The organism is Streptomyces sp. NPDC053513 (assembly GCF_044544765.1).
In the GTDB taxonomy this organism is placed as follows: domain Bacteria; phylum Actinomycetota; class Actinomycetes; order Streptomycetales; family Streptomycetaceae; genus Streptomyces; species Streptomyces litmocidini.
The window spans coordinates 31,833-54,090 of sequence record NZ_JBITXP010000014.1; the positions used below are offsets into that span (position 1 = coordinate 31,833).

Annotated in this window: 16 protein-coding genes; 7 read left to right on the top strand and 9 right to left on the bottom strand. The window is 72.9% G+C overall.

Annotation, left to right across the window (positions count from 1 at the left end):
* The first annotated feature begins 39 nt into the window (after positions 1-39).
* Entirely contained in the window at positions 40-1,224 is a 1,185-nt protein-coding gene (locus tag ACIGW4_RS23590; protein WP_399582678.1) for an ATP-grasp domain-containing protein, read from the top strand.
* 79 nt (positions 1,225-1,303) lie between these two features.
* Here the strand turns inward: ACIGW4_RS23590 and ACIGW4_RS23595 are convergent, their stop codons facing one another.
* The 3 genes from ACIGW4_RS23595 to ACIGW4_RS23605 form a co-directional block, all read right to left on the bottom strand.
* Positions 1,304-2,848 (bottom strand): phosphodiester glycosidase family protein, encoded by a 1,545-nt coding sequence (locus ACIGW4_RS23595; RefSeq protein WP_399582680.1) that lies wholly within the window; start codon positions 2,846-2,848, stop codon positions 1,304-1,306.
* Positions 2,845-3,564: a peptidase inhibitor family I36 protein gene (locus tag ACIGW4_RS23600; protein ID WP_185094674.1), complete on the bottom strand. Its 720-nt coding sequence runs from the start codon at positions 3,562-3,564 to the stop codon at positions 2,845-2,847. The genes ACIGW4_RS23595 and ACIGW4_RS23600 overlap by 4 nt, the downstream gene beginning before the upstream one ends.
* Positions 3,565-3,825: 261 nt before the next feature.
* Positions 3,826-4,494 (bottom strand): hypothetical protein, encoded by a 669-nt coding sequence (locus ACIGW4_RS23605; RefSeq protein ID WP_399582682.1) that lies wholly within the window; start codon positions 4,492-4,494, stop codon positions 3,826-3,828.
* A 196-nt stretch (positions 4,495-4,690) separates the two neighbouring features.
* Between ACIGW4_RS23605 and ACIGW4_RS23610 the strand changes: the two genes are divergently transcribed.
* Positions 4,691-6,343 (top strand): phospholipase A2, encoded by a 1,653-nt coding sequence (locus ACIGW4_RS23610; RefSeq protein WP_123457563.1) that lies wholly within the window; start codon positions 4,691-4,693, stop codon positions 6,341-6,343.
* 215 nt (positions 6,344-6,558) lie between these two features.
* Positions 6,559-9,354, top strand: coding sequence for a S8 family serine peptidase (locus ACIGW4_RS23615; RefSeq protein WP_398713421.1), 2,796 nt, complete (start codon positions 6,559-6,561; stop codon positions 9,352-9,354).
* A 58-nt stretch (positions 9,355-9,412) separates the two neighbouring features.
* Here ACIGW4_RS23615 and ACIGW4_RS23620 read toward each other — a convergent pair whose 3' ends face one another.
* Positions 9,413-10,564, bottom strand: a complete 1,152-nt coding sequence (locus ACIGW4_RS23620; protein ID WP_399582684.1) for a magnesium and cobalt transport protein CorA — start codon at positions 10,562-10,564, stop codon at positions 9,413-9,415.
* A 190-nt stretch (positions 10,565-10,754) separates the two neighbouring features.
* On the opposite strand from ACIGW4_RS23620, the gene ACIGW4_RS23625 reads away from it, so the two are divergent.
* Positions 10,755-11,867: a winged helix DNA-binding domain-containing protein gene (locus tag ACIGW4_RS23625; protein WP_399582686.1), complete on the top strand. Its 1,113-nt coding sequence runs from the start codon at positions 10,755-10,757 to the stop codon at positions 11,865-11,867.
* 125 nt (positions 11,868-11,992) lie between these two features.
* On the opposite strand, the gene ACIGW4_RS23630 is transcribed toward ACIGW4_RS23625, so the two are convergent.
* Complete coding sequence (locus ACIGW4_RS23630) at positions 11,993-12,799, bottom strand: response regulator transcription factor (RefSeq protein WP_398713487.1); 807 nt, start codon at positions 12,797-12,799, stop codon at positions 11,993-11,995.
* A 99-nt stretch (positions 12,800-12,898) separates the two neighbouring features.
* On the opposite strand from ACIGW4_RS23630, the gene ACIGW4_RS23635 reads away from it, so the two are divergent.
* Positions 12,899-14,584 carry an AMP-binding protein gene (locus tag ACIGW4_RS23635; protein WP_359589905.1) on the top strand — a complete coding sequence of 562 codons (1,686 nt, stop codon included), beginning with the start codon at positions 12,899-12,901 and terminating at the stop codon, positions 14,582-14,584.
* A complete protein-coding gene (locus tag ACIGW4_RS23640; RefSeq protein WP_399582689.1) occupies positions 14,581-16,197 on the top strand; it encodes an AMP-binding protein in 1,617 nt (538 codons plus the stop codon). Before ACIGW4_RS23635 ends, ACIGW4_RS23640 begins: the two co-directional genes overlap by 4 nt.
* Positions 16,198-16,272: 75 nt before the next feature.
* On the opposite strand, the gene ACIGW4_RS23645 is transcribed toward ACIGW4_RS23640, so the two are convergent.
* From ACIGW4_RS23645 to ACIGW4_RS23655, 3 genes are all read right to left on the bottom strand, one after another.
* Positions 16,273-16,881 carry a GNAT family N-acetyltransferase gene (locus tag ACIGW4_RS23645; RefSeq protein WP_399582690.1) on the bottom strand — a complete coding sequence of 203 codons (609 nt, stop codon included), beginning with the start codon at positions 16,879-16,881 and terminating at the stop codon, positions 16,273-16,275.
* 19 nt (positions 16,882-16,900) lie between these two features.
* The gene (locus ACIGW4_RS23650) at positions 16,901-17,668 is read right to left on the bottom strand and encodes a TIGR04222 domain-containing membrane protein (RefSeq protein WP_399582692.1); all 768 of its coding nucleotides are present in this window, start codon (positions 17,666-17,668) and stop codon (positions 16,901-16,903) included.
* A gap of 88 nt (positions 17,669-17,756) precedes the next feature.
* Positions 17,757-18,215 carry a hypothetical protein gene (locus ACIGW4_RS23655; RefSeq protein ID WP_399171936.1) on the bottom strand — a complete coding sequence of 153 codons (459 nt, stop codon included), beginning with the start codon at positions 18,213-18,215 and terminating at the stop codon, positions 17,757-17,759.
* Positions 18,216-19,411: 1,196 nt separating this feature from the next.
* Between ACIGW4_RS23655 and gcl the strand changes: the two genes are divergently transcribed.
* Entirely contained in the window at positions 19,412-21,199 is a 1,788-nt protein-coding gene (gene gcl, locus ACIGW4_RS23660; protein WP_398713450.1) for a glyoxylate carboligase, read from the top strand.
* A gap of 51 nt (positions 21,200-21,250) precedes the next feature.
* On the opposite strand, the gene ACIGW4_RS23665 is transcribed toward gcl, so the two are convergent.
* Complete coding sequence (locus tag ACIGW4_RS23665) at positions 21,251-22,258, bottom strand: ArsR family transcriptional regulator (RefSeq protein ID WP_399582694.1); 1,008 nt, start codon at positions 22,256-22,258, stop codon at positions 21,251-21,253.

Sequence of the window (22,258 nt, forward strand, 5' to 3'; positions counted from 1 at the left end):
GCCCCTCATCCTTCCTTCCCTTCCTCCCAGGAGCGCACCATGCACCTCCTCCTCGTCGGAGCCTGGCCCGAGCTGGCCAACTGCCTGATGGGGCTGCCGGCCCGAGTGACCCTGATGCAGACGCCGGGGACGCCCCACAGCCCCTGGCCGGAGCGGCAGACGACCGTCGACTACACCGACACGGCCGAGGCCCTGCGCCGCGCGGCCGAGCTGCACGCGACCGACCCCTTCGACGCCGTGGCCGGCTTCCGCGAGCTGTCGCTGCCCGCCGTCGCCGTGATCGCCGAGGGCCTCGGCATCCCCTGCGTCCCGGGCCCGACCACGAGCCTCGGCCAGGACAAGGCGGCCGTACGCGACCTGCTGGCGGCGGGCGGCTGCCGCACCGTCCGGCACCGGGTCTGCGCCGCCCCCGAGGAGCTCGCGGAGTTCGTCCGGGAGGTGGGCCTCCCGGTGGTGGTGAAGCCCGCGTCCGGCGCGGGCAGCGCCGGCGTCCACGCCCTGAAGGAGCCGGGCGACCTGGAGGCGGCCTGGGCCCACACGGCGGCCGCGGACCAGGGGGCCCTCCTGGCGGAGGAGATGATCTCGGGCCGGGAGTTCAGCGTGGAGGTCCGCTCGGTGGCGGGTGCCCACGAGGTCGTGGCCGTGACCGAGAAGCACACCACCGGTGCCCCGCACTTCGTGGAGACGGGCCACGTGGTCCCGGCCCGGCTCACCGCCGCCGAGCGGACGGCCGTGGCGGACGAGGCCGTCCTCGCCCTCAAGTCCGTCGGCCATCTGGACGGCCCCTCCCACGTGGAGATCATGCTCACCGCGGACGGCCCGGCGGTCATCGAGATCAACCGGCGGCTCGGCGGTGACCGCATCTGGGAACTGGTCCAGCTCGCCACCGGCCGCGACATGATGCGCGAGTCCCTCCTCGACGCGACCGGCGCGGCGTCCGAGCCCGCCCCGCACGCCGCTCGCGCCGCCGCGATCCGCTTCGTCCAGGCGCCGCGCGAGACGACCGCCCCGGAGGTCCCGACGGACCTCGACCCGGGTGCGGAGACACCCGGGTTGGTGCGACTGCGCCTGTCCCTCCCCGCTCCCGGGACGCCCGTCCGCCCGATGCGGTCCTCGCACGACCGCCTCGGCTATCTGATCTGCGTCGCCGACACGCCCGACGCGGCCGACGCGGCCGCCGACCGGGCCCTCGCTCGGACCCTGGAACGGCTGTTCCCGGAGTAGGCCCGGCCGGGCCGACCGCGTACCGAGGGCCTCGGCGGGCTGACGCCGGGGCCCTCGTGGCCGTACCGCCGGCGACGCCCTACCCCACGACCGGGCTGCCGCCGGCGGCGACGTAGAGCGAGTCGTAGACCCGGCGCTCGACGCCGGGAGCCGGGCCGTCGGTCAGGCCGTTCACCGGACGCGCGCCGTCGCCGAGCAGCATCGTCGACGAGCCGCCGCCGTCCTGGTTGAGGGCGTCCACGACGCCGAGGGCCTTCAGCGGCTCGGTGACCTCCGCGAGGAAACCGCCGTCGGGGTGGTACTGGTCGCGCGGTCCGCTCAGGGTGACCAGGAGGGTGCGGCCCCGGTCGTCCACGCCGACGGCGGTGCGGGAGTCCCGGCAGAAGTCGGTCCTGGCCTGGGGGGTCGCGGCGGTGACCTCCTTGCTCCGGCCGTTCTCGTCGTAGAGGCGGCCGCAGCTGCCGTGGGCGTAGCCCGTGGGCCCCGAGCTGCCGTACCTGTCGACGCCGTCGCGCATGAGCAGGGATCCGCCGTCGACGACGTCCACCGTCTCGTCCAGGGGGATCTCCCGCTTGATGCCGTCGGCCTCGAAGCGGTGGTCCCAGAGCTTCTGCGTGACCGTGAGGGTGGCCTTCATCTGCTGTTGCCGGCGCAGCCAGTCGGTCTGGTGGTCCCCGATCGCCTGGAGGACGTACTGGCCCTTGCCGACCGTGCGGCCGCCCCGGCCCGGGCCGCCGTCGAGGATCGCGCCGGTCGTGGCGTCCAGCACCACCTCGTACCCGGCCTGGTCGTCGGCGGCGATGTTCTTGTTGACGTCCGGCTTCGGCGTCGTCGTCCTGTAGGAGGAGTTGAACAGCACGAACTCGGTCGGGTCCGTGTAGGCGGTCAGCTCCTTGCCATAGGCGTCCTGGTAGGGGCCCGTCCCGCCGGCGTCGTCGTCGGCGTCGCGCGGGCAGCCCAGGGCGCCGCCGGGGTTCCGGTTGACGTCGTCCACGCGCTGGGCGGCCTCGCCGTACGGCCTGCCCTGTTCCTCCGTCAGGCTGCTGGTCACGCTGATGTCGGTCTCCAGCTTGGCGACGTACGGCACGCCGTACTGGAGCACCACGCCGTACCGGTTCCTGTTCAGGAGGCAGGAGGCTCCCATCACCTCCCCGTCGCGGACGGTGGCGCCGAAGGTCTGGACGGTCTCCGGTACGGCGTCCGTCGTGTCCGGGGTGCCCTCGTTCATGAAGTAGCCGCCGTTGATCGCCGCGAGGGGGGTCCCGGGCAGGGCGGCCGTCATCTCCCGGACGGTCTCGCCGGTCCCGGCCTTCCTGCCGAAGGTGCTCTCGATCCGCAGGGCGCCCTTGGCGGGGTCGACCCGGACGACGTTCAGCTCACGCGGGTACGGGCGCTGGGCGATCGGCGCGGTCTCCTTGTAGCGGAAGTACTCCACGCCGGGCGCGAGCAGCCTGCTGTCCGCGGTCTGGGCGGTCCAGTGGGCCAGCTCGGGGGCGGGCGGCGGTTCCTCGGCCGCGCTCGTCGGGCCCGGGGCGGTGAGCAGGAGCACCGAGCCCAGTGCGGTGGCGGCGGCCGCCAGACGTGCGCCGCCGCGCTGGGCGGTACGGGGTGCGGGGCGTGTCATGACAGGCATTCCTTGTCCGTGGCGGGGTCGGCGTCCGGGGTCCTGAGCCGGTGCGACCGGAAGGACGCGTCGAAGGGGGCCGTGAGCGACGTGCTGTCGCCGGCGTTGACCTTGTACGCCTTGGCGACGGGCTGTCCGGCCTGCGTCCACTCGCCCGTCCAGGAGGCGTCGTCGAAGAAGCAGGCGACCTTCTCGGTGCGGTTCACGACCGAGCGCACGTTGTCCGCCCAGACCCCGGCGAGGTAGCCCGGGTGGTCGTTCGGGGTGCCGTACATCCCGCCACGGCCGTTCGGCTCCTTGAAGATGCACAGCTGACCGACGGGGCAGCGCTCGTACCCCGTGAAGCAGCCGCCCTGCGAGGGGGCCAGCTTGTGGGAGGTCACCTGCAGCCCGAGCGTCCTCAGGTCGCCGCGGGTGCCCGGCGGGATCGTCTCCACGGCGCCGCCGAGGTAGGTGTTCGCGTACACGCAGCCCCAGAAGTGGGTGTTGTTGTACACGGACACGGCCTTGTCGTCCCAGCCCGAGCCGGTGACGGTGGCGGTGCCGTCCAGCGGGAGCCGCAGGCTCTCGCCGGTACCGCCGGCGCCCTGGTAGAGGCAGAGGGACGGTCTCTCACAGTTCTCGTAGGCGGCGTTCGCCGGCAGGGCGAACAGGACTGAGCAGAGGAGGGCGAGGGCTCCCACGACCAGGGAGCCCCGCAGCACGTTGATCTTCACGGCCCGAGAGTCTGTCAGGAGACGCCGACGCGCGGGAGCGTGTCTCCGAAAGCGGCGGACCGCAGCCTTCCGCGGCGCGACTGATTGCGGAAGCAACCTTTATGGCAACCTCCGTGGACAACTGCCCCTCAATGGCCCGGCGCTCCCTAACTCGCCGCTACAGCATCGATTTAGGACACTATCTCCCATTCATGGGTAACGTGATGTCGCCAGTTGATCACCCAGAATGAGGCGAAACCTGTGACCTGAGTCACATCGGAATCATGATCGGCGGTGGATATTTGCAATATTGAACGGTCCATCGGCGGGTGCGGAGCAGGCGTCGACCTCCGTCAGTTCGCCGTTGGCCGTGCCGTCCAGGCACAGCCGCCCTCCCTTGTCGCGGAGGTCGACGACGAACTTCGTGGTGGCGCCGGACTGCTTCAGGCCGTGGATGCGCCCGTCGGTGTAGCCGAGGCCGTTCAACGTCTTCCTGACCTGGGCGGGGTCGGGCTTCTTGAGCTGCAGGACCGCCTCGGCCACGCGCTGTTCGTGCTGGACGCCGGCGCACCGGTCGTGGGCGTCGAGCTCCACTTCCGGGCCCGCCGTGGGGGTGACGGGCTCGACCGCGCCGCCCGGCGGCGTCTCCGCCGTGGCACCGGGCGGCGTCTCCACCGGAGCGGTCGGCGCCTCGCCCTCCGGGGCGGCCGGCGACTGCCTCTTCGTGCCCGGCGGGGGGCACTCCCGCGCCACCTCGTCCAGCATCTTGACGAAGGCCGCGTCGTCCCTGGTCGGGGCGGCGACGGCGGACTTGCCCCGCTCCCCCTGGGAAGCGGGCTCCTCGGAGCCGCAGGCGGTCAGGGCCAGGGCGGCGAGAGCCGTCACCGCGAAGGTGCGCCGACGGTGCATTACGGGGTCAACTGCCCTGATCCGGGCTCGGGTTCGCGTCATGCGCCCAGTCTCGGGACGGCCCGCACGCGCCACATGAGTACGCGTACTCAACCTCGGGCGGCGGGCGGGCACTCTTCGCTGCTGCAAGGAAGCGGAATCAACTACACCCACTTGTAAGGCACTTGTCGCGGTGATCGACACCGGTCTACGGTCCGCAGCGATCAAGCAACACACCGACGACACGAGGGGGGAACTCGTGCGCAAGACAGCCCTGCCTGTCATGGCCGCGCTTTCCATGGCGCTGCTGCTCCCGCAGCAGACCGCCGGAGCCGCTGTCACCGTGCAGCCGCAGGCCGCGGCCGCCACCGTCGATCCGCCGCTGGCCGACGGAGAGATCCAGCAGGTCGGTCCCGGCCTGTACTCCACCGCGGAGAAGTCCTTCGAACTGGCCGAGACCGATGTGGCCGAGGGCCTCATGGGCCGGACCCACACGGTGACCCAGGGCGCGGACGGAGTCGCCAGGCCGGAGTCGGCACCCGCCACCCGTCCGGACCAGGGCGTCTTCGGCCCCGGCTGGGAAGCCGGGTTCCTGGGGGGCCAGCTCAACCGCAAGCTGGAGCAGAAGGCCGACTCCGTCGTGGTCACCGACCTCGACGCGAAGGTCTCCGTCTCGTACGCCCTGAAGAGCAGCGTCGACTACCCGAGCGGCGGCGGCGTCAAGAAGTACGAGACCACCACCGGCGACAAGCTCACCGAGACCACCACGTACAACGAGGCGACCGGCACGCTGGTGACCACCGCGGTCGAGACCCTCGCCCCGGCCACCGGCACCCCGGACACCGACGTGACCGGCGACGAGGACGCCGGCGCGCCCATCGGGGTCGCCAACCTCACGGCCACCTACAACTGGAAGCAGGTCGCCCCGGGCACCGACAAGTGGCGCGTGACCAGCGTGGGCAACCTGGCCGACGGCGCCACCGCCACGGTCACCTACGACACCAAGGGCCGGGTCGCCACGGTCGGCGAGCCCGCCACCGCCGACACCCCGGCGCAGTCGCTGACGGTCAAGTACTCGACCGCCACGACGGCCACCGGCACGGCGCTCGGTGAGTACGCGGGCCGCGCCAAGGAGATCACCCTCACGTCGGGCGCCACCACGCAGACGCTGGCGCGCTACTCCTACGACGCCTCGGGCCTGCTGCGCAACGTGACCAACCCGGTCGAGGGCACCGACCCGGTCTCGTCGTACGCCTACGACTCCACGGGTCGTGTCTCCGACGTCGCCTCGCCGTCCAACGGCGAGTGGGACCTGGCGTTCCCGGCCGGGTCGGCCGCCCCGAACGCCCAGCCCGTCGGCACCGACCTGCCGTCCTCCACCGAGTCCCTGCAGGGCCCGGCCGGCGACGGAACCGCGACCGCGCCCCCGGCCGGGGACTTCACCACCGGTGAGATCAACGACCCGCAGGCCTACCCGCGCTACTGCAACCGCGCCACCGAGTGGATGTGGTACCTCAACCGCGGCTGCGTCGCGTGGGCCGCGCACTACGGCTGGCACTGGCCGTACTTCCGGTACACGCCGACCGGCTTCCGCGTGGCCGGCATCATCTACGACGGATGCAGCACCCCCGGCCCGAACATCAGCCGCCCGGGCGGCTTCAACTTCCGGGCCGCGTGCGACACCCACGACTACGGCTACGGCCTGATCGGCAACACGTACAAGGGCTACAAGTACTACCTGGACCGCAGCAAGAAGTCGAACGTCGACAACGCCTTCTACAGCACGATGAAGACGCACAGCTGCAAGGCGTACAACATCCTGGTCCGCTGGAAGTGCAACTCCTACGCGTACGTCTACCTCAAGGCCGTGGCCTGGAAGGGCAACCCGAAGAACGGTGCCAACAAGACCTGATCACGGTCCCCGGCACCTTCTGACGACGCACAGCACGACCTCCTGACGGAGCGCGCCCCTCGGGCGCCGACGGGCCGGGTGGCGGACACCTACCGCCGCCCGGCCCGTTCCACCAGGACCCCGCACCCCATCGCTCCCCCACGTCTCCCCGGGCTGCGCCGTGCCCGCCTCCCCACGGGCCTGGCCACGGCACGCCCCCTGCTCACCGAGGCAATATGAAGAGAACGATCTGGGCGACGGTCGTCACCGCGATGACGGCCGTGACCCTCGGCGCCGCGATACCGGCCCACGCCGTCACGCCGTCGATCACCGCCACAGCGGCCGGAGCCGCGACCGACCCGGTCGACCCGCCGCTCTACGACCGGACCGCGAGCGGCGGCAAGATCCGCGTCAACGTCGTCACCGAGACCCTCGCGGACGTCGCCGACGCGGCGACCGCCGGCGAGAAGAAGCAGGAATTCGAGACCGTGCCGGTGGTCACCCTCAAGGTGGACCGGGCCGGGCTCGACCGACTCGCCGCGAAGCCGGGCGTGGTCAGCGTCACCGAGGACAAGGTGGAGCGGGCGACCCTGGACCAGAGCATCCCGCTCATCGGCGGTGACGACGCCTACGCGGCGGGCAAGACCGGCACGGGCCAGGCGATCGCCGTCCTGGACACCGGTGTCGACACCGGTCACCCGTTCCTGAAGAACCGGGTCGTGGCCGAGGCCTGCTTCTCGCCGAGCGACGCCGAGAGCGGCATCGTCAGCCTGTGCCCGAACGGCGCCGACACGCAGGAGGGCACCGGTGCCGCCAACACCGCGGCCGGCCCCTGCGCGACCATGGCCGACTGCGACCACGGCACCCACGTGGCCGGCATCGCCGCGGGCAACGGCACCGGCATCACCGGCGCTCCCAAGCACGGTGTCGCGCCCGGCGCCGACATCGTCGCCATCCAGGTCTTCAGCCAGTTCACCACCGAGGAGTTCTGCGGTGGCGTCGCCCCCTGCGTGGGCAGCTACCAGAGCGCCCAGCTCAAGGGCCTCGAGCACGTGCTGAAGCTCAAGCAGGCCGGTACGCCGATCGTCGCGGCCAACCTCAGCCTCGGCAACGGCCGTTACACCACCGCCTGCGACACCGATCTGCGCAAGCCGGTCGTCGACAGCCTGCTCGGCGCCGGCGTGGCCACCGTGATCGCGGCCGGCAACAACGGCCACACCGACGCGGTGAGCATGCCCGGCTGCATCTCCTCCGCCGTCACGGTCGGCTCCACCACCGACGACGACGAGCTGTCCTCCTTCACCAACCGGGGCCCGCTGCTCGACCTGTTCGCCCCCGGCACGGGCATCGTGTCCTCGGTGCCCGGCGGCACCTACGCCTCCAAGAACGGCACCTCCATGGCCGCTCCGCACGTGACCGGCGCCTTCGCCGTGCTCAAGCAGGCCTTCCCCACCAAGAGCGTCGCCGACCTGACGGCCCTGCTGAAGAGCAGCGGCCGGCCCATCGTCTACACCGGCGCCACCACCCCGCGGATCGACCTCGGTGCCGCGCTCGGCGGCGGGGGCACCACCCCGAAGCCGGCCGGGATGACCGACTTCAACGGTGACGGCGTGGAGGACATCGCGATCTCCGACCCCCAGGCCACCGTCGGCACGGACGCCAAGGCCGGTCTGATCCGCATCGTGTACGGCGGCGGCAAGGGCACCGCGGAGATCAGCCAGGACCTGGACTGGGTGCCGGGCGGCTCCGAGGCGGACGACTACTTCGGCGAGACCCTCGCCACCATCGACTGGAACAAGGACGGCTTCACCGACCTGGTGGCCGGCACCCCGAGCGAGACCGTCGGCACCGCCGTCGACGCGGGCTTCGTCGACATCCTGTACGGCGCGGCCGGTGGCCTGGGCGCCGGCACTCTGAAGGCCACGCACTTCGAGCAGGGCTCCGGCACGGGCGCGATCGGGGGCTCGGCGTCCGAGGCGGGCGACCGGATGGGCCACAGGATCGCGGCCGCGGTGAACGACGCCGGCCGGCCGTACCTGATCATCAGCCTGCCCGGTGAGGCCATCGGCGACATCAAGCAGGCGGGTTCCTCGTTCTACGTGTACGGCACCACCAGCGTGGCGCTGAGCCAGGCGACGGCCGGTGTTCCCGGTGACCCCGAGGCGGGCGACCTCTTCGGCTGGTCCGTGGCCGCCGACCAGAACTACATCGCCATCGGCTCCCCCAACGAGGCCATCGGCAGCACGGCGAAGGCCGGCGGCGTCGCGATCTTCGACGCCAACCGCTTCGACTCCACCGGCCACCCCCTGCCGCTGGCCGGACTCGACCAGAACAACGCGGCCATCTCCGGCGGTGCCGAGGCGGGCGACCAGTTCGGCTACGCGGTGGCCATCGCCCCGTTCCGGGCCAGCGGCGCCGCAGCCGCCACGGAGTCGATCCTGGCGATCGGCTCCCCCGGCGAGAGCGTGACGGTCGGCACCGAGGACCGCGCCAACGCGGGCCGCGTGGTGCAGATCCGCATCAAGCCCGACGGCACCTGGAGCTACCTGCGCGAGCTCAAGCAGGGCACCGCGGACGACGACGTGTCCGGCACCTCCGAGACCGGCGACCGCATGGGCGAGACGCTGGCCGCCGTCAACACCGCCCCCGGTTCGGTGAGCACCGTGGCGTCCATGCGGCTCGCCGTGGGAACGCCCGGCGAGGACATCGGCACCGTCGCCAACGCGGGCGCGGTCCACACGTTCTCGCTGGCCGGATCGGCCGGTCCGAACGACCGCTGGATCGAGGCCGGCGACGGGGACGGCATCCCCGGCACCCCCGGCGCCAACCAGTACCTGGGCAGGAGCATCCACTTCACGGCGACCAGGCTGTACGTGGGCATGCCCTCCGGGCCCCTGGCCACCGGCGCGCTGTACGCGCTGCCGATGTCCAACGTGACCCAGGGCGGCACGGTCGCTCCCGTGACCACGTACAAGCCCGGCTCGGGCGGCCTGCCGGCCAACGGCGTGGCCTTCGGATACTCGGCACGGTAGACGTCGACCGACGCGAGCGGCCCCCGGAGGCACCGGCCCTCGGGGGCCGCACCCCTTCTCAGAGCCAGTCGCGACGCTTGAAAATGGCGTACAAACTGACACATACGATCGCCATCAAGCCGATCGCGAAGGGGTATCCGAGGCCCCAGCGGAGCTCCGGCATGGAGTCGAAGTTCATGCCGTAGATGGTTCCCACGAGGGTGGGAGCGAAGAGGATGGCGGCCCAGGACGAGATCCGCTTGATCTCCTCGTTCTGCTCGAAGCCCGCTTCCGCCAGGGCGCGCATCTCGGCGTTCTGCTGTTGGGTGACCAGGGTCGCGTTGACCGTGAGGATGTCCGCCAGGGCCTGGCGGAAGCCGTCGACGCGTTCGCTGGTGTGGGTGACGTGGTCGGCGACGTCGCGGAGGTAGCGCTGGAGCTCCTCGTCCGTGCCGTACTTGGCGAAGCCGGCCATCAGGGCGTGGAGCATGCCCACGAGGGGGCGGGTGGCGCGCTGGAACTCGACCATCTCGCGGGAGAGTTCGTAGATGCGGCGGGAGACCGCCGGGTCGCCGCCGAAGACCTCCGTCTCGATCTCGTCGATGTCGTTCTGGACGCCCGCCACCACCGGCGCGTAGCCGTCGACCACCGCGTCGAGGATCGCGTACAGGACGGCTTCGGGACCCAGGGCCAGCAGGCCCGGGTCCTCCTCCATGCGGCGGCGGACGGCCGAGAGGTCCGGGGCGGCGCCGTGCCGGACCGTGATGAGGAAGTCGGGGCCCACGAAGACGTGGAGCTCGCCGAACTCGACCTCCTCCGGGGCGTCGAGGTAGCGGGCGGCGCGCAGGACGACGAAGAGCGTGTCGCCGTACCGCTCCAGCTTGGGGCGCTGATGGGCCTCCCGCGCGTCCTCGACGGCCAGCTCGTGCAGGTCGAACTCGGCCGCCAGGGAGTGGAGTTCCTCGTCCGTCGGGTGCTGGAGCCCGATCCAGGCCATGCCGTCGGGGTGCTCGCGCAGCTGGCGGAAGGTGTCCGCGAGGGTGGTGGGGGAGGAGACCCGGTGGCCGTTGCGGTAGAGCGTCGACTGCACCACGCTCGACCGCACCCCGTTCGAGGGGGCCCCGCCCGGCCCCCTCGCGTTCGGCGCCGCCGGGGGCGGCTGCGCGGACGAGGTCTCGGGCGGCGGTTCGGCGCGGCGGCGCCAGGCCGCGCGGGGGCGCCGGTCGGACATGCGTCGCTCACCTCCTCCTCGGTCGGTGGCCTCGGCGACTCCGCAGGTCCGGGGTGCGTCCGCGGGTGGAGGGCGGGGCACGGACGAGAGCAGGATATATGGGGCGAAACCTTTCCGTCCGGATATTGCCGGTCCGCCCGGTCCGCATCGAGGACGGCAGCTGTCCGCAACTGTCGCTAGCGTGCCGACCATGGCCCTCAAGACGACCCACCCCGTGCTCGGCCCCCGCGCCCTGAACCGCGCCACCCTCGACCGGCAGCTGCTCCTGCGCCCCGCCCCGCTCGGCGTCGAGGAGGCCGTCGCCCGTCTCGTCGGCCTCCAGGCACAGAACACCAAGCCCCCGTACTACGCCCTCGCCGCCCGCCTCGACGGCTTCCGGCCCGAGGACCTGTCCGCCCTGATGGAGTCCCGGCGGGTCGCCCGGATCGTCTCGCTGCGGTCCACCGTCCACACCCACACCGCCCGCGACGCCGTCGGTCTGCGCCGGCTCGTCCAGGCCGGGGCCATCGACCGGGAGCTGAAGACGTTCCGCAAGGGGCTCGACGGCGTCGACCTCGACCGGCTCGCCGCCCTGGCGACCGCCCACGTCGAGGAGCGGCCCCGCACCCCCAAGGAGCTGCGGGAACGGCTGCTCCGGGAGTGGCCGCAGGCCGATCCGCAGGCGCTGTCCGTCGCCGCCCGCTGCCTGCTCCTGATGGTGCAGGTCACCCCGCGCGGCCTGTGGGGGCGCGGCGGGCAGGTCGCGCTCACCACCGCCCGCACGTGGTTCGACGGGCCCGAGGACGAAGCCGCCGACCTCGACGAGACCGTACGCCGCTACCTCGGCGCCTTCGGCCCCGCCTCCGTCAAGGACATGCAGACCTGGTGCGGTCTCACCCGGCTCCGCCCGGCCTTCGAGCGGCTGCGGCCCGAGCTGCTCGTCTTCCGGGACGAGCGGGGCACCGAGCTCTTCGACCTGCCCGACGCGCCCCGCCCCGACGAGGACGCCCCCGCGCCGCCCCGCTTCCTGCCCGAGTTCGACAACCTGCTCCTCTCGCACGCCGACCGCGCCCGGGTCGTCCCCGCCGAGCACCACGGCCGCACCTGGACCGGCAACCAGGCGCACCGCACGTTCCTCGTGGACGGGTTCCTCGCCGGGATCTGGCGCCTCGACGAGGCGAGGGACCGCACGACGCTCACCGTCGAACCCTTCGCGCGCGTGCCGCGTGCGACGCGCACCGCCCTCACCGCCGAGGCCGAGCGGACCCTCCGGCTCATGACACCCCCCGGCACCCCGTACGACATCGTGTACGCGGAGGACTGACGGCCGATCGGGAACGCCGTGACGGGCGACCGGCGTCGCATACCGCGGCAGGGCGGCGGACCGGATCCTCCGGGTGAGCGGCCCAGGGCGAGCGCCGGGACGCTCGGGCCCGCGCGCCCCCGCCCCTACGGCAGCGCCCCCGCCCTCCGGGCCGCCACCACCGCCTCCAGGCGGGTGTGGGCGCCCAGCTTGCGCATCGCCGAGCGGAGGTAGCCCTTCACCGTCTCCGGGCGCAGGCCGAGGCGCTCCGCCGCCGTCGCGTTCGTCGCGCCGGAGGCGACCGCCGCCAGGACGTCCGTCTCGCGGGGCGTGAGCGCCACGCCCGGCACCGGCGCGGGAGACGCGGCGGCCGTCTCCAGCCGCCCGCACACCGCGAGCAGCCGCGCCCGCAGCTCCGGGTCCAGGACCTTCGGCGCGAGCTCGCGCAGCTCCCCGTACGCCTGGCGGACCTCCTCCCAGGACGGGCCGGGCGCCGGGGGCGCGAGCAGCCGCCGCACCTCGTCCCGCACCGCGAGGGCCTGCTCGACGTCACGGGCCGCCGCCATCGCCGCGTCGAAGACGCGCTCGCCGATCGGCAGGGACTCCCGCAGCGCCCCGTACAGCACGCCGCGCACCTTGCGCCGCACGACGACGGGGACGGCGATCACCGCGCGCAGGCCCTCCGCCGAGACGGGGACGTCGTACTCGTGAGTGATGTGCCGCGACGACGGGTAGTCCGTGACCGCGCACGGGCGGGAGAGGGCCAGGCACTTCCCTCCCAGGCCCGAGCCTGCCGAGATCGCCAGGCCGCTCAGCGCGGGCGTCATCGCACCGCTCAGCTCGGCGATCCGCATCGCGCGGCCCTCCTGGAGCAGTCCGCCGAAGGCGACGGGCAGCCCGGTGGCGCGCCTCAGCCGCAGCAGCGCCGTACGCAACTCCACCGCTTCCACCATCTCGGACACGGAACCACTCCTTCACCCCCGAACGGGGGTAGTGAGACCTGGGTCACCGATTACACGATGTCCGGGACAGTCCCGCAACGAGGAGGACACATGACGGCCACGAGCGCGACCGGTGCGACGGAGAGGTTCCGGGCCGCCCGGGACTTCCTGCTGCAGCATCGCGAGGACTACGAGACGGCCTACGAGGGCTTCGCCTGGCCCCGGCCCGACCGTTTCAACTGGGCGCTCGAATGGTTCGACGTCATCGCGCGGGACAACGACCGGACCGCGCTGCACATCGTCGAGGAGGACGGCTCCGAGACGAAGGTGTCCTTCGCCGAGATGTCCGCCCGCTCGAACCGGGTCGCGAACTGGCTCCGGGCCCAGGGCGTGCGCGCCGGCGACCGGATCGTCCTGATGCTCGGCAACCAGGTCGAGCTGTGGGAGACCGTGCTCGCCGCGATGAAGCTGCGCGCCGTCCTCATCCCCGCCACCCCCCTCCTCGGCCCCGCCGACCTGCGCGACCGCGTCGACCGGGGCCGCGCCCGGCACGTCGTCGTGCGCGCCGAGGACACCGCCAAGTTCGACGACGTCCCCGGCGACTACACCCGGATCTCCGTCGGCGGCGACGGGGTGAACTGGCTGGGGTACGAGCTCGCCGCCCAGGAGTCGGACGTCTTCGAGCCCGACGGGGCCACCCTCGCCGACGACACCCTGATGCTGTACTTCACCTCCGGCACGACCGCCCGCCCCAAGCTGGTCGAGCACACCCACGTCTCGTACCCCGTCGGGCACCTCTCGACGATGTACTGGATCGGCCTCAAGCCCGGCGACGTGCACCTCAACATCTCCTCGCCGGGCTGGGCGAAGCACGCCTGGTCCAACCTCTTCGCGCCGTGGAACGCCGAGGCGACCGTCTTCATCCACAACTACACCCGCTTCGACCCGGCCCGGCTCATGGACGAGATGGAACGCAACGGCGTCACCAGCTTCTGCGCCCCGCCGACCGTGTGGCGGATGCTGATCCAGACCGACCTGAGCCGGCTGAAGACCCCGCCGCGCGAGGTCGTCGCCGCCGGCGAGCCGCTCAACCCCGAGGTCATCGAGTCGGTGCGGCGCGCCTGGGGCGTCACCATCCGGGACGGCTTCGGCCAGACCGAGACCGCCGTCCAGGTGTCCAACAGCCCCGGCCAGCGGCTCAAGGAGGGCTCCATGGGGCGCCCCAGCCCCGGCTTCAAGGTCACCCTCGTCGACCCGGTGAGCGGCCGGCCGGACGTCGAGGAGGGCGAGATCTGCCTCGACCTCGCCGCCGGCCCGGTGGGCCTGATGACCGGCTACCACGGTGACCCGGAGAAGACCGCCGAGGCGATGGAGGGCGGCTACTACCGCACCGGCGACATCGGCTCCCGGGACGAAGACGGATACATCACCTATGTCGGGCGCGCCGACGACGTGTTCAAGGCGAGTGACTACAAGATCAGCCCCTTCGAGCTGGAGAGCGCCCTCCTGGAGCACGAGGCCGTCGCCGAGGCGGCCGTCGTCCCCGCCCCCGATCCGCTGCGGCTCGCCGTCCCCAAGGCGTACGTCGTCCTCGCGGCGGGCTGGGAGCCGGGCGAGGAGACCGCGAAGGCCCTCTTCGCCCACTCGCGCGCGGTCCTCGCCCCGTACAAGCGGATCCGGCGCATCGAGTTCGCCGACCTGCCCAAGACCGTCTCCGGCAAGATCCGCCGCGTCGAACTGCGCCGGCTGACGGCGGAGGGCGGCGGCACGGAGTACGCGGAAGGAGACCTCACGTGACCGGCCCGACGGAGAGCACTACGGAACTCTCCTACGCGCACGGGGTGTCGGGGACGCCGCTGCTCGGCGACACCATCGCCGCCAACCTCGACCGGGCCGTCGCCGCCTGGCCCGACCGCGAGGCCCTCGTCGACGTCCCCACCGGCCGCCGCTGGACGTACGCGGAGTTCGGCGCGGACGTCGACCGGCTGGCCGGCTCCCTGCTCGGCAGCGGGGTCCGCAAGGGCGACCGGGTCGGGATCTGGGCGGTGAACTGCGCCGAGTGGGTGCTCGTCCAGTACGCGACCGCCCGCATCGGCGCCGTCATGGTCAACATCAACCCGGCCTACCGCGCCCACGAGTTGGCGTACGTGCTCAAGCAGGCCGGCATCTCCCTGCTCTTCGCCTCGCTCGCCCACAAGACGAGCGACTACCGCGCCATGGTCGAGCACGTGCGCGGAGAGTGCCCGGAGTTGCGCGAGGCGGTCTACTTCGGCGACCCCAGCTGGGACGCGCTGCTCGCCCGGACGGCCGGGGAGCTGCGTCCGGAACCGCTCTCCTGCGACGAGCCCGTCAACATCCAGTACACCTCGGGGACGACGGGCTTCCCGAAGGGCGCCACGCTCTCCCACCACAACATCCTCAACAACGGTTACTTCGTGGGCGAGATGATCGCCTACAGCGAGCAGGACCGCATCTGCATCCCGGTGCCCTTCTACCACTGCTTCGGCATGGTCATGGGGAACCTCGCGGCCACCTCGCACGGCGCCTGCATGGTCATCCCGGCCGCCTCCTTCGACCCCGCCGCCACCCTCCGGGCGGTCCAGGAGGAGCGCTGCACCTCGCTGTACGGGGTGCCGACGATGTTCATCGCCGAGCTCAACCTGCCCGACTTCGCCGACTACGACCTCTCCACGCTCCGCACCGGGATCATGGCGGGCTCGCCGTGCCCGGTCGAGGTGATGAAGCGGGTCGTCGCCGAGATGAACATGGCGGAGGTGTCGATCTGCTACGGCATGACCGAGACCTCGCCCGTCTCCACCCAGACCCGCCGCGACGACGACCTGGAGCGCCGCACCGGCACCGTCGGCCGCGTCATGCCGCACGTCGAGGTGAAGGTCGTCGACCCGGCGACCGGGCTGACCGTCGGACGCGGCACGGCGGGGGAGCTGTGCACCCGCGGCTACAGCGTGATGCTCGGCTACTGGGACGAGCCGGAGAAGACCGCCGAGGCGATCGACACCGGCCGCTGGATGCACACCGGGGACCTCGCGGTCATGCGGGACGACGGCTACGTGCAGATCGTCGGCCGCATCAAGGACATGATCATCCGGGGCGGGGAGAACGTGTACCCGCGCGAGATCGAGGAGTTCCTCTACGGGCACCCCAAGATCGCGGACGTCCAGGTCGTCGGCGTCCCCGACGAGCGGTACGGCGAGGAGATCCTGGCCTGCGTGATCCCGCGCGACCCCGCCGCCCCGCCCACCCTGGACGAGATCACGGCCTTCTGCCGCGACCGGCTCGCCCACTACAAGATCCCGCGCAGGGTGGAGATCCTCACCGAGTTCCCGATGACGGTGAGCGGGAAGGTGCGGAAGGTGGAACTCAGGCAGAGGTACGGCGAGGAGGGCTAGGCCGTCTCTTCCGGATCCTGCCGGTTGAGCCCGCGTCGTCCGGTGCCGTGCCTCGCAAGGCGGAGGAATGCCCGATCACTGGACGTCCTCGGGCTTTCCGGCAACGCGGCGAGGTGCGGTGCCGGGCGGCGTGGGCGAGGCGAGATCCGGAAGAGACGGCCTAGGCTCCCGGACCAGCTCCCGGCGCATGCAGACGCGGGGCCAGAGCGACAGGCCGTGGGCCGCCTCGGCGCGGCTGATGGCGCGCAGGCCCTCCGTCAGCGCCGGGTCGGAGTCGGCGAGCGGGCGGAAGCCGAGCCGCGCGTAGTACGGGGCGTTCCACGGGACCTCGGCGAAGGTCGTCAGCGTCAGGGCCGCCAGGCCCTGCTCCCCGGCGGCCGCCGCCAGGTGCTCGATCAGCGCCCGGCCGACGCCCCGGCGGGCGGCGTCCGGGTGCACCGACACCTGCTCGATGTGGGCGGCGCCGTCGACCGTGTCCGTGAGCAGGTACGCGACCGGGCGGTCGGCGGCGTCCACCGCCACCCACGCCCGGCCCGCACGGCGGTAGGTCTCCAGGACGTCCAGGGGCAGCGGGTCGTCGTCGGCGATCGCCGCCATGCCGAGGGCGCGGAACGGCTCACCCGCCGCCCGTTCGATGTCCTGGAGCAGCGGGAGTTCGGCCGGAGCGGCCGCTCTGATGCGCATACGACAGTATGACGCGGCCTCAGCACGAGGCACCGCCCGCGTCCGGACCTCCGTCCGCCGGCGGCCGGTCGAGGAGTCCGCCGTCGCGCGAGAAACGGGGCAGGAACAGGGCCAGGGCCGGATCCCCGTACAGCGCCACGTACAGCTGGACGAGCCACCCGTCCGTCACCTCGCGCCGGTGCGCCGGCAGCGGATACCGCTCCCGCAGGTCGGCGAGGAGCCGTCGCGCCGCCCCCGTCGTGTCCGGCAACCGCAGCAGCGCCGGGGCCACGAGGACCGGCGGCATCCCGGCCGCGAGCGCCACCGCGAGGTCCGCCCCGGACGCCCCGGCCGCGAACGGTCCGGCCATCACCGTCACCGGTACGCACCCCAGCAGCGCGCGGGCGGCCCACAGCCGCGCCGGGGGCCGCAGCAGCCCGGCGCCGCACAGGTCGCCGCGCAGCGCGTCCACGGCCCGCCGCGCCTCGGGGCGCTGCGTGAGCGTCCGCAGCGCGAGGGCGCGGTGCAGCGCGCCGTGCACCCCGAGCTGTACGGGGTCACGCGTGCGGCCCGGTCCGCCATTGGCCCGAATCGTACGTTTACGGCCCGCGGCGACCGCCCCGCGCTGGTGCAGCGCCACCAGCGCCACGGTGACGGCCGCCCGCCGCCCGCCGCGCAGCAGCGCGAGGGCCTGCGGCGGCGGCACGTCGCTCGCGCCGCTCGTCCCGCCGGGGGTTCTCAGCAGGACGACGGCGAGCAGCAGCTCTCCCCACGCAGCTCCGATGAACCACCACGTCCCCGTCGGCATGACGCCCACCCCCCGAGGGTGTTGTGCCCGGTGGAGCGTGATCGTCACGCGTGAATGGCCGATTTCGGATGCCGAGGAGTCGTGAGGCTCAGGCGCCGCCCGCCGTCAGTTCCTCCGCGGCGTCGTTGGCCGGCTGCGGGGTGCCGGTCAGGTCGAGGACGAAGAGCGGGAGACCGACCTCGGCGGCTCGCGAGCGGGCCTCCGGGGTGTAGCCCGCGAGTGAGAAGAACACGCTCACGGCGGCCGTGCTCAGACCGTTGAGCCAGAGGCACTCGACGGCCCGCAGCCCGGTGGGCCGGGTGCTCGGGTCGACCTGGGCGACCAGGCCGGGGCCCCGCAGGTCCACGCCGGACGCCGGGCGCTCCTCGGGCTGCACGACGTCCCTGAAGCCGAGCCAGCGCAGATACCCGGCCGCCGCCGCGACCGCGTCCCGCGAGGTCCGGATCGTCACCGGCCGGAACGCTCCGCGCAGCGGAGCCGGCCGGGGCGCCGTGGACGGCAGCGGGACGCGCACGGGGTACCGCTCGGCGAACGGACGGTGCCCCACGGGCCCGCTCCCGCCCGAGCCGTGTCCGGCGGGGCCGGTCCCATCCGTGCCGTGCCCGGTGGGGCCGGTCCCGGCTGCGCCGTGCCGGGTGGGGCCGATCCCGTCCGTGCCGTGTCCGGCGGAGTCGGCCTCTTCCGTGCCGTGCCCGGTGGGGCCGGTCCCGGCCCCGTCGTACCTGGCGGGGCCCGCCTCGCCTGTGCCGTGTCCGGCGGAACCCGCCCCGCCCGCGCCGTGCCCCGCCGGGCCGGGGCCCCGGGCCTTCGGTCCCGGACCGAACCACGGGGACCCGGCTTCTCCGGGTGCGGAGGGGACCTCACGGAGGGGTGCCTCCTCCCTCGTCCGTCCTCCGGTGGCGCCGTCCGCGTCGCCGGACGTGTCCCCGACGGCCCCGCCGGTGGCCCCGTCGCCCTGTCCGCCGCCCGCCGCGGCGCCGGACGCGCCCCCGGCCGCCCCCGCTCCACCGGCGCCGGGAGCTCCCGTGCCGGACCCGGCCGCAGTCGTACCGGACGCCGCCGGGCCGTGGCCGGTGCCGGTCCGGCCGGGGGCGGCACCGCCCGTACCGGATCCGTCCACAGGGCCCCCGCCCGCCCCGAGGGCATCCCCACAGGACCGGCCGGAGGCGGGCCCGCTCCTTCCGGCCACGCCGCCCCTCGGGCCGTTTGAACCGACCGCGGCGGTTCCGTTCGCCGGCGGTACCGGTTCCGCCGGGCGCACCGGTACCCGCAGCACCGTCCCGCAGGGGCAGCCCAGTTCCGGGTGCGGCCAGTCGTTCTCGTGGCCGCAGGCCCCGCAGCGGACGGTGACCCATTCGTCCGCCCAGTTCCGGTGCGTGATCGGCTCCGCGACCGCGCCCGCCAGGACCGGTGGCGCGACGGGGCTCCCGCACGCGCAGGGGAAGACGGGTGCCGTGTACGCCTGCGTGCGCAGGCATTCCGGACAGCGCACCGGTACCGACTCGCCCACAGCCCAACCCCCTGTCGTTCCGCCCCATCGTCCACCCATCCGAGGGCCCGGGGGAGGGTGTTCGGCCACTTCCGTGATCCCGGCGGGCGGACTTCTCTTGACGGCTCTCCGGACCCCGACCTACATTGCTTCCGTATAGCAGAACAGCATTTCCGCATTACGGAAACAGGCGCCGGGGCCTCCCGAGACGAGGCGCCCGCCTGGATCCGCCCGGCCGAAGCAGGAGCACTCCCATGCCTCGTATGACCGCCGCCGCAGCGGCCGTTGAGATCCTCAAGCGCGAAGGCGTCACCCAGGCGTTCGGCGTCCCCGGCGCGGCGATCAATCCCTTCTACCGCGAGCTCAAGAACGTCGGCGGCGTCGCCCACACGCTCGCCCGCCACGTCGAGGGCGCGTCCCACATGGCCGAGGGCTACACCCGTGCCAAGGCCGGCAACATCGGCGTCTGCATCGGTACGTCCGGCCCCGCCGGCACCGACATGATCACCGGCCTGTACTCGGCCATCGCGGACTCCATCCCGATCCTCTGCATCACCGGCCAGGCCCCGGTCTCGAAGCTCCACAAGGAGGACTTCCAGGCCGTCGACATCGCCACGATCGCCAAGCCGGTCACCAAGGCCGCGACGACCGTCCTGGAGGCCGCGCAGGTCCCGGGCGTCTTCCAGCAGGCCTTCCACCTGATGCGCTCCGGCCGTCCCGGCCCGGTCCTCATCGACCTGCCGATCGACGTCCAGCTGACCGAGATCGAGTTCGACCCGGAGACCTACGAGCCGCTGCCGGTCTACAAGCCGTCCGCGACCCGCGCCCAGGCCGAGAAGGCCCTGAGCTTCCTCCTGGAGTCCGAGCGCCCGCTGATCGTCGCCGGCGGCGGCATCATCAACGCCGACGCCTCCGACCTCCTCGTCGAGTTCGCCGAGCTGACCGGCATCCCGGTCATCTCCACCCTCATGGGCTGGGGCACCATCCCGGACGACCACGAGCTCGCCGCCGGCATGGTCGGCGTCCAGACCGCGCACCGCTACGGCAACGCGACCTTCCTGGAGTCGGACTTCGTCCTCGGCATCGGCAACCGCTGGGCCAACCGCCACACGGGCTACAACCTGGAGGCGTACACCAAGGGCCGCAAGTTCGTCCACGTCGACATCGAGCCCACCCAGCTCGGCAAGATCTTCGCCCCGGACTACGGCATCGCCTCCGACGCCAAGGCCGCCCTGGAGCTGTTCGTCGAGATCGCCAGGGAGTGGAAGGCCGCCGGCAAGCTGCCCGACTTCTCCGCCTGGGCCGCCTCCGCGCAGGAGCGCAAGGCCACCCTCCAGCGCCGCACGCACTTCGACAACATCCCGATGAAGCCGCAGCGCGTCTACGAGGAGATGAACAAGGCCTTCGGCCCGGAGACCCGCTACGTCACCACCATCGGCCTCTCCCAGATCGCGGCCGCGCAGTTCCTGCACGTCTACAAGCCGCGCCACTGGATCAACTGCGGCCAGGCCGGCCCGCTCGGCTGGACGATCCCGGCCGCGATCGGTGCCGCCACCGCCGACCCGGAGACCCCGGTCGTCGCCCTCTCCGGCGACTACGACTTCCAGTTCATGATCGAGGAGCTGGCGGTCGCCGCCCAGCACAAGGTCCCCTACGTCCACGTCCTCGTGAACAACGCCTACCTCGGTCTGATCCGCCAGGCGCAGGGCGGCCTCGGCATCAACTTCGAGGTCAACCTCGAGTTCGAGAACATCAACACCCCGGAGATCGGCGTCTACGGCGTCGACCACGTCAAGGTCGCCGAGGGCCTGGGCGTCAAGGCGATCCGCGTCGAGGACCCGAGCAAGCTGGGCGAGGCGCTGGAGGAGGCCAAGAAGCTGGCCGTCGAGCACCAGGTCCCGGTCGTCGTCGAGGCGATCCTGGAGCGCATCACCAACATCGCCATGAGCAAGACGGTCGACATGAGCGACGTCACCGAGTTCGAGGACCTGGCCACCGAGCCCGGCCACGCGCCGACCGCGATCAAGGCCCTCCAGGTCTGATCACGGAGCCGTGAGACGGCCCCCGCCCCGAGGAGCACCGGGGCGGGGGCCTCACCCTTTCCGCGCCCGTACGGGCGCCGGGCGGGGGTCTCCCTGTGCCGCCACGAGGACCGCGCCCGCCTCCGTCCACTCGTACAGCACCGAGCGGCCCGCCCGTCCCCGCCGTACGAGTCCGGCGTCGAGCAGCACCTTCAGGTGGCGGCCGACCGAGCCGAGGCCCTGGCCGGTGAGCGCCACCAACTGGCTGGTGGACAGCGGGGTTCCGAGCCGTACCAGCACCCCGGCGCGGGCCGTCCCGAGCAGGGCTCCCAGGGCCTCCGGGACCCTCGGGCCGGCCGTGTCCGCCAGGACCCCCGCGCAGGGGTAGACGATCGCGTAGCGCTCCGTCCCCTCCCAGGACACCCAGCCGGTCGCCGGTGTCACCGGCACGAACAGCAGCCGCCCCCCGTCGACCGAACGCGGCGGGTAGTCACGGGTGTTGACCTGGAGCCGCCCGTCGCCGAGCCAGCGCGTCCTCCCCGGAGACAGCTCGTCGAGCGCCGCCGCCCAGCCGCCGCGGCTCAGCAGCGCCGTCCGCGCCAGCACGTCGGCCTCCAGGATCCGCCGCCGCCGCGCCCACTCCGGCCGCACCGTCTCCCGCCACACCCAGCCGAGCACGCCCGCGAGCCGCTCCGGCAGGTCCCGTGCCGAGCGCAGCGGCTCCGGCACCGGTCCGCCGATCGCCACCGCCAACTGGTCGACGGCGTCGGCCGGTCCGGTCGCCAGGACCGCCCCGACCTCCTCCTCGAAGCTCCGCTCGCGGTCGCCCAGCGGGGTGGGGGTGAGGAAGTCCGCGTTCCAGGTGGGCCCGATCGCGGCCCGCACGAGCAGCGCGTCGAGCGGCTCGGCCGCGAGCCGCTCCCGGTACGCGGGCAGGTGCCGGCCGAGCCAGGCGCGCTCGCCCGGATGCGAGGCGGCCGCCGCGTGCAGGGTCTTGAGCGAGGCGACCGTCTCGGCGAGCGGCGAGAGCACGAACGAGCTCCCCGCCAGGGTGTCCGTGCCGATCCGCCACCAGCCCAT

Excerpts from the sequence above, each read along its gene's own strand:
- ACIGW4_RS23625 (WP_399582686.1), top strand. The coding sequence starts at position 10,755 with ATGGCCCTCAAGACGACCCACCCCGTGCTCGGCCCCCGCGCCCTGAAC.
- ACIGW4_RS23605 (WP_399582682.1), bottom strand. The coding sequence starts at position 4,494 with ATGACGCGAACCCGAGCCCGGATCAGGGCAGTTGACCCCGTAATGCAC.
- ACIGW4_RS23645 (WP_399582690.1), bottom strand. The coding sequence starts at position 16,881 with ATGCGCATCAGAGCGGCCGCTCCGGCCGAACTCCCGCTGCTCCAGGAC.
- ACIGW4_RS23635 (WP_359589905.1), top strand. The coding sequence starts at position 12,899 with ATGACGGCCACGAGCGCGACCGGTGCGACGGAGAGGTTCCGGGCCGCC.
- ACIGW4_RS23665 (WP_399582694.1), bottom strand. The coding sequence starts at position 22,258 with ATGGGCTGGTGGCGGATCGGCACGGACACCCTGGCGGGGAGCTCGTTC.
- gcl (WP_398713450.1), top strand. The coding sequence starts at position 19,412 with ATGCCTCGTATGACCGCCGCCGCAGCGGCCGTTGAGATCCTCAAGCGC.
- ACIGW4_RS23650 (WP_399582692.1), bottom strand. The coding sequence starts at position 17,668 with ATGCCGACGGGGACGTGGTGGTTCATCGGAGCTGCGTGGGGAGAGCTG.
- ACIGW4_RS23590 (WP_399582678.1), top strand. The coding sequence starts at position 40 with ATGCACCTCCTCCTCGTCGGAGCCTGGCCCGAGCTGGCCAACTGCCTG.
- ACIGW4_RS23630 (WP_398713487.1), bottom strand. The coding sequence starts at position 12,799 with ATGGTGGAAGCGGTGGAGTTGCGTACGGCGCTGCTGCGGCTGAGGCGC.
- ACIGW4_RS23620 (WP_399582684.1), bottom strand. The coding sequence starts at position 10,564 with ATGTCCGACCGGCGCCCCCGCGCGGCCTGGCGCCGCCGCGCCGAACCG.
- ACIGW4_RS23595 (WP_399582680.1), bottom strand. The coding sequence starts at position 2,848 with ATGACACGCCCCGCACCCCGTACCGCCCAGCGCGGCGGCGCACGTCTG.
- ACIGW4_RS23615 (WP_398713421.1), top strand. The coding sequence starts at position 6,559 with ATGAAGAGAACGATCTGGGCGACGGTCGTCACCGCGATGACGGCCGTG.